Source organism: Marinobacter sp. Hex_13 (assembly GCF_001566815.1).
Classification (GTDB): Bacteria; Pseudomonadota; Gammaproteobacteria; order Pseudomonadales; family Oleiphilaceae; genus Marinobacter; species Marinobacter salarius.
The window spans coordinates 1-13805 of record NZ_LSMM01000004.1 but is presented as its reverse complement, the minus strand read 5'-3'; the positions used below and the strand labels follow the sequence as shown (position 1 = coordinate 13805).

Below are 13805 nucleotides of genomic sequence, written 5' to 3'. Positions count from 1 at the left end.
TGGCCGACCAACTAAAGATCTAAATCTTCCTAACTGAAAATCAATAGGTTAGGGGAGGACAGACAACTAAAACCATGAAAAAATGACGTTGGTCGGACATTCGAAATGTGAATTAGCTAGTTCCAACTTAAGTGCTTAAATTGATAACGAGATTTGAACGGGATCATCTTTCGAGTCTCATGTAACTGTCATTTTGGACAGCATAGCAAATATTACGAATTATGTAATATGTAATGTGACTTCAAATTAAAGAGGAAATCTCTTCATATGATGCAGGCAGGGGTTAGCAAAGCAGTTTGTGTTTTGTTTCTCCCTGGGGCCCTTTTCTTCCATTTGAAACAACATAAATAATGTCGGTTCATTAAGCGCATTTCTTCAAGTTTTCCGCTCGTCTATTTAGGCTGGTAGGACCTTTTTCTGTGATTTGTCGCCAGTCCCTGCTAGGGATACTATCGAGGGACTGGGGTCGGCTCGACCTTCCTTCTTCATACCCTCCCTTCACAGCTTCAAAGGAATGCTTCCATGCAGCATGCTTCGAATCGGGTTCACGGCCTCTCGGATCCCAGGGAATTCAAAGATAACTGTGGATTCGGTTTGATTGCCCATACTGAAGGTCATCACAGCCATCAGATCATCTCGACGGCCATCGATGCTCTGACCAATATGACCCATCGTGGAGGGATCAATGCCGACGGTAAGACGAGCGATGGATGCGGTCTACTGATCAAGAAGCCTGATGCCTTTTTCCGTAAGGTGAGTGCTGAGCAGGCATTTACTTTGCCTGATCTCTATGGCGTTGGGATGGTGTTCACTCACCCAGACACGGCAGAAGCGGAACGCCAGAGATCGGCGATTAACGCTGCTTTAGAGTCCGAAGGCGTTAATATACTTGGGTGGAGAGAGGTGCCGACTAATGCGAGTTGCCTTGGAGACTTGGCGCGGACTTCCTTGCCCTGTTTTTGGCAGGTGTTCGTGTCTTGTGATGGGAGCTCTGAGCAAGAATTGAATCGCCAATTGTTTTTCGCACGTCGAAAGGCGGAAAAAGCGATTAAAGACGATGGCTATTTCTATATCTGCTCCCTATCGACGTCCGTCATATCCTATAAAGGGTTAATGATGCCGGTGGATTTCCCGGTGTTTTTCCCGGATCTGCAAGATGAAGCCATGGAAACTTCCATTGTGGTTTTCCATGTCCGCTTTTCTACTAATACCTCCCCGCAATGGAAGTTGGCTCATCCCTTCCGTTATTTGGCCCATAACGGTGAGATCAACACGATTCAGGGTAACCGCAACTGGGCGTTGGCACGCGAGAGCAAGTTCCAGAACGACTTGCTGCCCGGCCTTGAGGGGCTAAGTCCACTGGTTAACCGTACTGGTTCAGATTCCTCCAGTATGGATAACATGTTGGAGATCCTACTTTTGGGGGGAATGGATCTATTCCGTGCCGCACGCATGATGGTACCGCCTGCTTGGCAGAACGTGGAGACCATGGATGCGGACCTGAGAGCCTTCTACGAATATAACTCCATGCACATGGAACCGTGGGATGGCCCTGCCGGGATGGTCATGACAGATGGCCGCTATGCCATGTGTATGCTTGACCGCAATGGGCTGCGGCCAGCTCGCTGGGTCGTGACCAAAAACGGTTTCATCACCTTGGCGTCTGAAATTGGCGTCTATGATTACAAGCCACAAGATGTTGTCGCCAAGGGCAGGGTTGGACCAGGGCAGATTCTGGCGGTTGATACCGAGACTGGCGAAATCATGCACACCAAAGAGATCGATAACCGTCTGAAGGTGCGGCATCCTTATCGAGACTGGCTAAAGCGCCATGCGCTCAGGATTGAGGCGGATTATGAACATGAGCTGGAGCGAATAGACGGAATCGACTCCAAGGACCTGCTCAGCTACCAGAAATTCTTCCAAATCAGCTTTGAGGAGCGTGATCAGGTACTCCGTCCGCTTGCTGAAACCGGTCAGGAGGCAACGGGTTCCATGGGGGATGACACCCCTATGGCGGTGCTGTCCCGCCGCGAGCGACAGTTGTCTGATTATTTTCGCCAGCAGTTTGCTCAGGTGACGAATCCGCCAATCGATCCGTTGCGCGAAGCGATCGTGATGAGCCTAGAGACATGCGTTGGTGTTGAGCGGAATCTCTTTGAAGAGACCGCCGACCATGCTGATCGTGTGATTCTGTCTACACCGATCTTGTCCCACTCCAAATTCGCCAACCTGCTTAACATTGAGCGCCCTGGCTACGAGGCGACCCGACTTAGCCTGCATTACGATCAGAATGTCGGCCTCAAGCAGGCGGTTATCAACCTCTGTGATGCTGCTGAAGTAGCGGTCCGTGATGGCAAAGTGTTGGTGGTGCTGAGTGACCATGGTATCAGTCAGGATACCCTGACCGTCCCAGCGCTAATGGCCACTGGTGCCGTGCATCATGCGTTGATCGACAAAGGCCTTCGTTCTGATGCCAATATCATCGTGGAGACAGCCACTGCACGTGATTCTCATCACTTTGCGGTGCTGTTTGGGTTTGGTGCAACGGCAGTGTACCCCTACCTGGCCTATGACGTGATTGCTGACATGGTTCGCTCTGGCGAACTGCTGGGCGATCCGGTTGAGTTGCAGAAGAGCTTCCGCAAAGGCATTAACAAAGGGCTGATGAAGATCCTATCAAAGATGGGGATTTCCACCATTGCCTCCTACCGTGGTGCCCAGCTGTTCGAAGCGGTAGGGATCGACAGTGAAGTTGCCGACCTGTGTTTCCGTGGTGTCGCCAGCCGTATCCAGGGCGCAGGCTTTGTGGATTTCGAAGGCGACCAGGTGAGTCTGGCCAAGGATGCTTGGCAGCAGCGTAAGCCTATTGATGCAGGCGGTATCCTCAAGTTTATTCATGGTAAGGAATATCACGCGTTCAATCCGGATGTAATTCATGCTTTGCATCGTGCAACCCAAGACAACGACTACGATGCCTATAGGGTGTTTGCCGAGCTGGTCAACAAGCGCCCGGTGGCCACCTTGCGAGATCTGTTCGCCCTGCGTGACGATGTTGAGCACATTAGCGTCGATGATGTAGAACCCCTTCAGGACATCATGCTGCGTTTTGATTCGGCAGGGATGTCTCTTGGGGCATTGAGTCCGGAGGCCCACGAATCAATTGCTACTGCGATGAATCGTATTGGTGGGCGCTCCAATTCGGGGGAAGGCGGTGAGGATGAGGCCCGCTACGGTTCTGAACGTGTTTCCAAAATTAAACAAATCGCTTCCGGTCGTTTCGGTGTAACGCCGCACTATCTGGTGAATGCTGAGGTGCTGCAGATCAAGGTGGCTCAGGGCGCCAAGCCTGGTGAAGGCGGTCAGCTGCCTGGCGGTAAGGTGAATACGCTGATTGCTCGTCTGCGCCATTCCGTACCCGGCGTGACTCTCATTTCTCCGCCACCACACCACGATATCTACTCCATTGAGGATCTGGCACAACTTATCTTTGACCTGAAACAGGTTAATCCTGATGCCTTGGTGTCCGTGAAGTTGGTATCTGAGCCAGGTGTGGGAACGGTTGCCTCCGGGGTGGCCAAGGCCTACGCCGATCTGATTACCATCTCCGGCTATGACGGTGGTACTGCCGCGAGTCCGCTGACTTCCATCCGCTATGCGGGTTCGCCTTGGGAGCTGGGGCTTGCGGAAGCGCATCAGGCCCTGCGTGGCAACGATCTACGTGACAAAATCCGTCTCCAAACCGACGGCGGTCTGAAGACGGGTTTGGACGTGATCAAGGCGGCCATCCTCGGGGCCGAATCCTTTGGGTTCGGTACTGTGCCGATGGTTGTGCTTGGTTGTAAGTACCTGCGCATTTGTCACTTGAATAACTGCGCGACTGGTGTGGCGACCCAGCGAGAGGATCTCCGCAAGGAGCATTACATCGGCGCCCCGGAGCTGCTGATCAACTACTTCACCTTTGTGGCGCAGGAGGTCCGTGAGCTGCTGGCGTTGCTGGGTGTGAGAAGCATTCCTGAATTGATCGGTCGTACAGACCTGCTCAAGGTGCTGGAAGGCGAGACTGAGCGTCAGGGTAAGCTGGATCTGAGCCCGATCCTGCGTAACGATCTGGTGGCGGCAGATAAGCCTGCTTTCTGCCAGGTCAGCAGAAATGAGCCGTTCGACCAAGCCGTTCTTGGTAAGCAGATGGTGAGCGATATGCTTGTGGCTATCGAAAGCAGGAGCGGTGGTTCTTTCCATTATGAGATCACCAACCGCGACCGCTCAATTGGTGCTCGAGTTTCGGGTGAAATCGCACGGCGTTACGGTGATCTGGAGATGGAAAGTGCACCGGTCAAAGTGCGCTTTACCGGTACCGCTGGTCAGAGCTTCGGTGTGTTCAACGCAGGTGGTCTGCATATGTACATCGAGGGTGATGCCAACGATTACGTGGGTAAGGGCATGGCAGGTGGCAAGCTGGTTATTCGTCCTCCCCAGGGAAGTCCCTTCAAGAGCCAGGAAACGGCCATTATCGGGAATACCTGTCTTTATGGCGCTACCGGTGGCAAGTTGTTTGCAGCAGGATCCGCTGGTGAGCGTTTCGGAGTGAGAAACTCCGGTTGTCATGCTGTAGTAGAGGGGGCTGGTGATCACTGCTGTGAATACATGACAGGCGGCTCTGTGACTGTGCTTGGACGCACCGGCTACAACTTCGGGGCGGGGATGACAGGGGGTTTTGCATTTGTCCTGGATGAAGACAACGACTTCTTCGACCGAATCAATCCCGAGTTGATTGAGCTACATCGCATCAGTTCCGAAGCCACCGAGTCCCACCGTAGCCATCTGCGGGGCGTCATCGGTGAGTTCGTCAAGGAAACGGGCAGTGAGTGGGGCGAGTACCTGTTGGATAACTTCGATGCCATGAGCCGCAAGTTCTGGCTGGTGAAGCCCAAGGCTGCGAATCTTGCTGGCCTGCTAGCATCTACCCGAGCCAATCCTGCCTGACTTGAAGCTGAGATCGAAATCAAAGGGCCCCTGGTGGGGCCCTTTGAGACCTTAGGATCGGATTAGCTGATCGGCGCCAGCTTCTCTCGGGTCAACTCGGCGGACAGAAACGGTGCAGTCTGGCTACCCTGCGCCAGAGCAACGTCTTCCGGCGTACCGGTGGCGACAATGGTGCCTCCTGCCTCTCCTGCGCCGGGGCCAACATCAATGACCCAATCCGCTTGGGCAACCGCCCGCATATCATGCTCAATCATCACCACCGTGTTCCCGGCATCGACTAACCGTTGTAACTGTGCCAGCAGTCGATCTGCATCTGATGCATGCAGCCCTGTGGTGGGTTCATCAAGCACATAGAGGCTACGGCCACGCTGGGAACGCTGCAATTCAGTAGCGAGTTTGATGCGTTGCGCCTCACCGCCTGAAAGTTCTGTGGCAGGTTGCCCGAGGCGCAAGTAGCCGAGCCCAATGTCGTGTAACAGCTGAAGTGGTCTTGCGATGGCGTCTTCACTCGCAAAGAATTCACCGGCTTCATCCACTGTCATCTGCAGTACTTCGGCAATATTCTTGTCGTTCCAACGGACCTTGAGCGTATCTTCGTTGTAGCGGGCGCCATGGCAAGTGGGGCAGGGGGCATAGACGCTGGGCATGAACAACAGCTCTACACTGACAAAGCCTTCACCTTCGCACGTCTCACAACGACCCTTGGCCACATTGAATGAGAACCGCCCTGCATTGTAACGGTGCTTGCGTGCTTCAGGTGTAGCAGCAAACAGCTTGCGAACATGATCAAACAGGCCGGTATAGGTCGCCAGGTTGGAGCGTGGAGTACGCCCGATGGGTTTCTGATCTACCTGTACCAACCGCTGTATGGCATCAATGTCGCCTGCAAGATGCCCGCCAGTCACTTCGATGACTGCGGGTCCATCATCAGTACCGTTTTCCGCGTCGTCATCTTCGGGCTCTCCGCCTAAATGCAGTAGCACCAATTCCGGGAGGGCCTGAGCCACAAGGCTGGATTTGCCGGATCCGGAAATGCCGGTGACGGCGGTCAGCACCCCTAGGGGGATGCTGGCGTCAACACCATGCAAATTGTGTCGGTTGATGCCCTGTAGCTCGAGCCAGCCAGCGGGACCACGTAGCCGACTCTCGGGGGCGGGAACTTCATTGAAAAGGTAACGGGCAGTGCGTGACGCCTCAATCTCACGTAACCCCTCTGGTTCGCCGCTATAAAGCACTTGGCCGCCGTGCTCCCCGGCATTGGGCCCAACATCCACAAGCCATTGCGCCCGTCGCATCAGATCCAGGTCGTGTTCAACGACAAATACCGAGTTCCCGGCTTCGCTGAGTCGATCCAGGGCGTCGTAAAGGGATTGGCTATCAGCGGGGTGCAGGCCTGCGGACGGCTCGTCCAGTACGTATACCACACCAAAAAGCAGTGAACTCAGTTGGGTGGCGAGCCGCAATCGTTGCAACTCCCCAGCAGAAAGCGTTGGCGTGGCACGATCAAGCGTAAGGTAACCAAGGCCCAGCCCTTGTAGTTGGCGCAAACGGGCCATGACAGAGCTTGCAATACGCTCTGCGGCGATGCGCTTTTCATCAGACAGAGCAGATGTGCGCCGCACATCTGGCGAGATGGAATGCACGGCACGCCCAGACGCGGCTCGTTCAGCGCGGTCACGCTTGGTGGCATCCTTATTCGTGCCGGATCCCGCGGTGTGAGCATGAAAGTCACCCTGGGTGATGGGCTCAAGCAATGAGGCTAACTTGTCCAGCGGCATTTGCATGAACTCACCGATGTCTACGCCCGCGAAGGTCACCGAGAGGGCCTCAGGTTTGAGACGCTTGCCATCACAGGTGGGACACAGTTTGCCATCCATGAAGCGTGATACCCGCTTTCTCATCAGCGCACTCTGCGTGTTGGCAAAGGTATGTAATACATAGCGCCGAGCACCGGTGAAGGTGCCCATGTAACCGGGTTCCTGCTTGCGTTTCAGTGCTGCCTGGGTTTCTGCAGGTGTAAAGCCCGGATATACCGGCACGGTAGGTTTGTCTTCAGTGAACAGAATCCAGTCACGATCTGCCTGTGGAAGGTCTTTCCAGGGCACATCAATGTCGTAGCCCATGCTCACCAGGATGTCGCGCAGATTTTGCCCTTGCCAAGCTGGCGGCCAGGAGGCAATAGCCCGCTCCCGGATCGTTAGAGAAGGATCTGGCACCATGATGGACTCAGTGACATCGTAGACATGGCCAAGCCCGTGACAGGTCGGGCAAGCCCCCTGAGGTGTATTGGGCGAGAAATCCTCCGCGTACAGCATCGCCTGGTTCGCCGGGTAGGCGCCAGCACGGGAATACATCATGCGCACAAGACTGGACAGGGTGGTGACACTTCCCACTGAAGAACGGGCATTACTGGCTCCGCGCTGTTGTTGAAGTGCAACGGCAGGAGGGAGCCCATCGATGGAATCGACATCTGGCACCCCAGCCTGATCAATAAGGCGGCGTGCATAGGGCGCGACTGATTCGAAATAGCGACGTTGTGCCTCGGCATAAATGGTGCCGAACGCCAATGACGATTTGCCTGAGCCCGAGACGCCAGAAAATACCACCAGGGCATCTCTTGGAATATCGACGTTCACGTCTTTAAGGTTATGTTCACGTGCGCCACGCACCTGAACGAAGCCGTTGGCATCATCATAACCAGCTGTAGTCTTTGACATGGCATTGTCCTGTCGAGTGTTGGGGCAAAAATCGGGCTGTTAGGCCGTTTTCAGGTACGTGTTTCGGACGAATATGTGTTATCCAGAGAGCGTAGCCAGGAGAGACGTTGCCCCAGGCGATTTTCTAGCCCTCGATCAGTTGGTTGATACCATTGCTGTTGCGGGACACCTTCAGGGAAATAGGCCTGCCCGGCGGTATAGGCATTGGGCTCGTCATGGGCATATCGATATCCTTGTCGGTACCCCATCTTTTTCATCAGCTTGGTTGGTGCGTTGCGTAGATGCAGGGGCACCGGTTGGGAACCATTACTCTTTGCAAACGCTTTAGCTTGATTCCAGGCCGAATAAGAGGCGTTGGATTTTGGTGCCAGCGCAAGATAGGTAATCGCATGAGCAATGGGAATCTCGCCTTCCGGTAATCCCAACCGGTCAAACGCCATGGCTGCATTAAGCGCTATTTGTAGGGCCTGCGGGTCAGCGTTACCGATATCTTCACTGGCCATCACGATCATGCGCCGGGTGACGTGTGAAACATCGCCGCTGCCATCCAGAATCCTGGCGAACCAATAAAGTGCCGCCTCAGGATTGGAGCCTCGCAATGACTTGTGAAAAGCCGAGAGTTGCCAGTAAAACTCGTCACCCCCCTTATCGAACCTACGCAAAGAGGGGCTGGTGGACAGTCTGGCAAACTCTCCATCCACCGCTGTCCTGGACGAACCTACAGCAGCATTTGTCACTTGTTCGAGCAAGTTAAGGAAGCGTCTTGCGTCCCCATCGGCAAAGCCCATCAACAGTTCTAGTGCGTCAGTATCCAGAGTGACGCCCTGCAGGTGCGGCAGTGCGTGTTGGTAGAGTTGAGTCAGATCCTGGCCCGTAAGGGATTCGAGCGAATACACCTGGGCACGAGAGAGCAGGGCGGAATTGACCGACAGTCCAGGGTGCTCAGTAGTGCTACCAATCAGCGTGAGAAGCCCGGATTCCACATGGGGGAGCAGGGCATCTTGCTGTGCTTTATTGAAGCGATGGATCTCATCAATGAACAGCACAGTGGAGCGGCCTTGGCCGTCCAGCACTGATTGAGCCTGAGTAATGGCCTGGCGGATCTCTTTAACGCCATCAAGTACCGCTGAGATTGCAATAAAGTGGCTGTCAGACGCGGTTGCTGCCAGCCGACCCAGCGTGGTTTTTCCTACACCAGGTGGCCCCCAAAGGATGAGCGAGTGCAACTTTCCAGACTCGAACGCGAGACGCAGCGGTTTGCCTGGGCCGAGCAGGTGCCGTTGGCCGACGAACTCCTTAAGCGACTTGGGTCGGAGTAAGTCAGCCAGTGGGCGGATAGGCTCTGATGAGAACAAATCTGTCAAAGTACTCTACCTCGCGGTTGGGAAGTCCAGTGTCAGATCAGATAGAAATATCAGTCTCTTACACCAGGTTTATTCAATGTCATGGGTCTGGATAAGCCGCCTTCTTCGGATCCTGGGTGCAGAATGATCCGGGACCCCCTGTAGCCGACACTGTGGTTCCATATCCAGCTCAGAGCCACGCTTAGGCGATTTCGTGTACCAATCAAAAAGTAGATGTGAGCGAGTTTCCAGATCCACCACGCCAGTGCACCCTTGAGTTTCACTCGGCCCATGTGGATGACTGCCGATCCATGCCCAATAGTCGCCAGGTTGCCTTGGTGGTGATATGTGAACACTTCATCTACTGGCTTGCCTTTGAGGCGTCGCCGGATCAGTTTGGAAACATATTGACCTTGCTGCTTGGCTGCTGGGGCAATGCCTGGCACGAGTAAGCCATCAGGCATCGCACAGGACGCGGTATCACCAATGACAAAAATGTTGTTGTTGCCCGGCACGGTTAGATCCGGCTCGACGACCACCCGGCCTGCTCGGTCTGCAGTTGTTCCCAGCCACTTGGCTGCTGGCGATGCCTGGACACCTGCGGCCCAGAGTATGGTTTTGGCGGGCAGTGGTTTCCCGCCATACACCACACCGTTATCAGAGCATTCAGTGACCGGGGTACCTAGTACGACTTCGACACCCAGCTTTTCCAGTGCCTGCTGTGCATAGCTGGAAAGCTTTTCAGGAAATACGGACAGTAATCTCGATCCTGCCTCAATCAACACCACGCGAGTGGTGCTGGTATCAATGGAGCGAAAATCATGGGCGAGTGTATCCCGAGCCAATTCAGCGATGGTTCCAGCGAGTTCAACACCGGTTGGGCCGCCACCAATGATGACAAATGTCTGAAGCGCTGCGCGCTGCTCAGGATCGCCCTGGTTTTCCGCTTCTTCAAAGGCATCGAGGATGTGAGCCCGGATAGTGGTGGCGTCCTCAAGGGTTTTCAACCCCGGAGCAAAATCTTTCCACTCTTCATGTCCAAAATAGGCATGGGTAGCTCCCGTGGCGATCACCAAAGTGTCATAGGGATGCTCTAGCCCATTGTCTAGAATGACTTTCTTTTTCGTCTTGTCGACGCCCCGTACTTCCGCCATGAGGGTTTTGACCTCTGGTCGGTTACGGAATAAAGACCGAATTGGCCAGGCAATCTCTGACGGGGACAGTGAGGCCCCCGCCACTTGATATAGCAAGGGCTGAAACAGATGGTGATTTCTGCGATCAATGATCGTGATCTCTACATTTGCGCCAGCGAGTCGTTTGGCTACCTCAATTCCGCCAAAACCTGCGCCAATAATCACCACCCGGTGTCTCTTGTTGATCTGCTTGCTCATGGCTGGATTACTCCTGTTCACTGGCTCAGTGCAAATGCATGATGAGCGAGATGTTTGCCGATGAAGCTGGCGATAAAGTAGTAGCTATGGTCATAGCCCGTGCGCATGTTCAGGGTGAGCGGGTGATGCGCGGCCTCGCAGGCCTGGGTCAGTAGCTCAGGTTTGAGCTGCTTATCGAGAAATTCGTCTCTGGTTCCCTGATCTACAAGTAGGGGCAGGCGCTCCTCTGCCGTAGCGATCAATTCAAGCGTGTCATACTGTTTCCAGGTTTCTCGATCATTGCCGAGATAGGACTCAAAGGCTTTTTGCCCCCATGGCACCTGCGTGGGAGCCACAATAGGGGAAAAGGCGGAAACGCTGCGGTAACGTCCTGGGTTGCGCAGAGCGATAACCAGTGCGCCATGCCCCCCCATAGAGTGGCCGCTAATGCTACGTTCCTGTGTAACAGGGAAGTGTGCTTCTATCAGGTCAGGCAATTCCTGCACAACGTAGTCATACATTTGATAGTTAGCTGCCCAAGGTTTCTGTGTCGCATTGACATAGAAGCCCGCTCCCTGACCAAGGTCATAGAGATGGTTGTCGGCCACTTTTTCGCCACGGGGGCTGCTATCCGGCGCAACGATAGCGATGCCGTGTTCGGCCGCGTACCGTTGAACCCCCGATTTGGTGATGACATTCTGCTCGGTACAGGTAAGCCCGGAAAGCCAGTACAAAACGGGCACGCGGCCTTTTTCTGCCTGAGGTGGCAAATAGACTGCGACGTTCATAGTGCAGCCGAGGGTTGCGGACTCGTGCTGATAGATTTCCTGCCATCCACCAAAACACGCGTGATGTTCGATGCGTTCCATGATGTTCTCCTATATGAAACCCGATCAGCAGAAATCCAGCATTCACGAATTTCTGGTCAGGTGCTTTTCTCTGTAGCAGTGTCGGCATGAGCGCGCCTGATACTGCGTACTTTCAACCAGATCCCCACCATTACCACTGGAACCATTACTGCGGTTACAGGTGCTGCGAAGTCGTAAACGAGGGGGACACCTTTCAACAAATAACTCAGCAAACCCACCACGTAGTAGGAAACGGCAGCAACGGAAAGGCCCTCAACCGTTTGTTGCAGGCGTAATTGCAACTTGGCGCGGTTGTCCATTGAGGCGAGTAGGTCCCTGTTCTGTCGTTCCAGCTCCACATCTATCCAGGACCTGAGTAGCGAGATTGCCCTGGTGAGTTTGTCTGAGAGCTTGGCCTGGCGTTCTTTCACTGAATGACAGGTCCGCATTGCTGGGGCGATACGTCGCTGTAGAAAATCATGCCAGGTGTGATAGCCGCATATCGATTCTTCTGACAGGGCGGCTAACCTTTCCTCGACAATGTCGTAGTAGGCGCTGCTCGCACCAAACCGATAGAGATTGGCGGCGACACCAGCCTCGAGCTCAGCGGCCAGGTTGGTCAGTTCTGACAGGAGGATGTCGCTGTCACGACGTTGCGCCATGCTGGTGCACATTTCGTCAGTAATGGCTGCCAGGCGCGCTTCCATCCGCCGTAGCTCAGTTGTCATTGAGCGCGTTAGCGGTAGAGATAAGACTGCCAGCGTGCGATAGGTTTCTACCTCCAGCAGTCGCTGGACCAGAGCTCCTGCGCGGGCAGGACTTAAATCTCGTGACAGAATGAGAATATTGGTCAACCCGTCCTTGTCCTGATGAAAGTCAGTCAGGATGGCCGCTGAACCTCCCTCGACTATTGAGTAACAAAGACTGGCGACCTTGAACTCTTCTGCTTTCGTTTCAGTTTCAGGGGTCCATGGGAGCAGGGTAACGCGAACCCCCGATACCACAGGGCCCGGCGGGATGAACCCATGTTTGAATGGGTTTTCACCAATCGGCTCGCCAGATTGCATGTCCAGTGGAGCGCACCAGAGATACGTGGAGAACTCGGTGTGCTTCTCACAATGCAGATCCCCTTGTTCCCAGGTCAGACCATGCAGTCGAGCGGTGTGGTCAGTTTCGGGAACCCCGAGGCGATGAGACAGCTCATCCATCGCGAGCTGGTCTTTCTCTTTATCCCCCTCGGTCATGAAAGCGAGTTGTAGCAAGCTTCTTGGGGCGTCGATCAGTAGATGTGGTCGCGAATGAACCTCTCCCACTGCCGCCGCACGATCAATATACGCAGGCATGCCATATACGGATTCGGTGGTAGGCGACGTGGTTGTCGAACTTGTGCTATTCGGCTCTTTCATGATGACCTCATTACTGATTTTGTAGGAAGGCCTCATGCCCCTCAGCAAGTGCTTTGGGGCATGGGGCTAGCTGTTAAGGGGCTTAACCCTTTGAGACAGCAAGGTTTTATGCCTTTGGTGATCTTGCTAACCATATAAGCATAAGCTGTCGCTGTCAGGGCTTCCTTCATTGGATCATTCAGTAAAGGTGTAGGAGCAAACCTTGTTGCCTGCGGGGTCGCGCAAGTAGGCAGCGTAGGCACCAGGCAGGTGGTCACGCGCTCCAGGTTGCCCTTCATCGGTTCCGCCTGCGGCCAGACCCGCCGCATGAAAGGCGTCCACCTCGGCGGTTGTGGCTGCAGCGAAGCCTACCGTCACGCCATTGCTCGACGGCGCCTCACCATTACCCGGTCGGGCGATGATGAAAGCGGGTTTGTCGCGGCCATAGAGCACCCAATCGTTACCGAAAGGACCAAGGTTACTGATGTTGAGAGCGCCCAAGGCTGCATCATAAAACTTGGCGGATTGCTGAACGTCCTCAGCGCCGATAAACACGTGAGAGAACAGACCGTCGCCAGAGATAACGGGATTAGTCATGGTTTATTTCCTTACTGTCTGTCGTTGAATGAAACGATGGTGATGGATCGGTTAGTAATGGATAACCGTGCGAATCGATTTGCCTTCATGCATCAAATCGAAAGCTTCGTTGATGTCGTCCAGTCCCATGGTGTGGGTGACAAACGGGGCAAGATCGATTCCACCCTTCATTGAGTCTTCCACCATCCCTGGGAGCTGAGTCCGACCTTTTACACCGCCAAACGCGGAGCCTTTCCAGGTACGACCGGTAACCAACTGGAAGGGACGAGTTGAGATTTCTTTGCCTGCACCGGCGACACCGATCACGATTGACTGACCCCATCCGCGATGAGCGGATTCCAGTGCCGAGCGCATTACGTTGACGTTACCAATGCACTCGAAGGTGTGATCCACACCCCAACCCGTCATTTCAATGAGGACTTCATGAATAGGCTTCTCGAACTCAGTCGGGTTAAGGCAGTCAGTCGCGCCGAAGCTGCGTGCCAAGTCGAATTTGTCCGGATTGATATCAATCGCAAAAATCCGCCCGGCTTTGGCTTGGCGAGCACCCTGGATAGCC

The 13805-nt window shown here is 54.3% G+C and carries 8 protein-coding genes; 1 reads left to right on the top strand and 7 read right to left on the bottom strand.

Going from position 1 to position 13805, the window contains the following annotated elements; all coding sequences use genetic code 11:
• The first annotated feature begins 522 nt into the window (after positions 1-522).
• The gene (gene gltB / locus AXW11_RS02820) at positions 523-4986 is read left to right on the top strand and encodes a glutamate synthase large subunit (protein WP_286791774.1); all 4464 of its coding nucleotides are present in this window, start codon (positions 523-525) and stop codon (positions 4984-4986) included.
• 62 nt (positions 4987-5048) lie between these two features.
• Here gltB and AXW11_RS02815 read toward each other — a convergent pair whose 3' ends face one another.
• From AXW11_RS02815 to AXW11_RS02785, 7 genes are all read right to left on the bottom strand, one after another.
• A complete protein-coding gene (locus AXW11_RS02815; protein WP_286791772.1) occupies positions 5049-7703 on the bottom strand; it encodes an excinuclease ABC subunit UvrA in 2655 nt (884 codons plus the stop codon).
• Positions 7704-7753: 50 nt separating this feature from the next.
• Positions 7754-9067, bottom strand: a complete 1314-nt coding sequence (locus AXW11_RS02810; RefSeq protein ID WP_286791771.1) for a replication-associated recombination protein A — start codon at positions 9065-9067, stop codon at positions 7754-7756.
• 50 nt (positions 9068-9117) lie between these two features.
• A complete protein-coding gene (locus AXW11_RS02805) occupies positions 9118-10437 on the bottom strand; it encodes an NAD(P)/FAD-dependent oxidoreductase (RefSeq protein ID WP_286791769.1) in 1320 nt (439 codons plus the stop codon).
• A 17-nt stretch (positions 10438-10454) separates the two neighbouring features.
• A complete protein-coding gene (gene fghA, locus AXW11_RS02800) occupies positions 10455-11285 on the bottom strand; it encodes an S-formylglutathione hydrolase (RefSeq protein WP_286791768.1) in 831 nt (276 codons plus the stop codon).
• Between the two features lie 56 nt (positions 11286-11341).
• Positions 11342-12670 (bottom strand): DUF3422 family protein, encoded by a 1329-nt coding sequence (locus AXW11_RS02795; RefSeq protein WP_286791766.1) that lies wholly within the window; start codon positions 12668-12670, stop codon positions 11342-11344.
• A gap of 174 nt (positions 12671-12844) precedes the next feature.
• On the bottom strand, positions 12845-13246 hold the full coding sequence (locus tag AXW11_RS02790) for a VOC family protein (protein WP_286791764.1): 402 nt from the start codon (positions 13244-13246) through the stop codon (positions 12845-12847).
• 51 nt (positions 13247-13297) lie between these two features.
• Positions 13298-13805: zinc-binding dehydrogenase (locus tag AXW11_RS02785; protein ID WP_286791762.1), on the bottom strand; the 508-nt coding region annotated here is incomplete at its 5' end.

What these genes read in the sequence shown, in the direction of transcription:
- AXW11_RS02795 (WP_286791766.1), bottom strand. Translation starts at nt 12,670, where the DNA reads ATGAAAGAGCCGAATAGCACAAGTTCGACAACCACGTCGCCTACCACC.
- AXW11_RS02790 (WP_286791764.1), bottom strand. Translation starts at nt 13,246, where the DNA reads ATGACTAATCCCGTTATCTCTGGCGACGGTCTGTTCTCTCACGTGTTT.
- AXW11_RS02805 (WP_286791769.1), bottom strand. Translation starts at nt 10,437, where the DNA reads ATGAGCAAGCAGATCAACAAGAGACACCGGGTGGTGATTATTGGCGCA.
- AXW11_RS02815 (WP_286791772.1), bottom strand. Translation starts at nt 7,703, where the DNA reads ATGTCAAAGACTACAGCTGGTTATGATGATGCCAACGGCTTCGTTCAG.
- fghA (WP_286791768.1), bottom strand. Translation starts at nt 11,285, where the DNA reads ATGGAACGCATCGAACATCACGCGTGTTTTGGTGGATGGCAGGAAATC.
- gltB (WP_286791774.1), top strand. Translation starts at nt 523, where the DNA reads ATGCAGCATGCTTCGAATCGGGTTCACGGCCTCTCGGATCCCAGGGAA.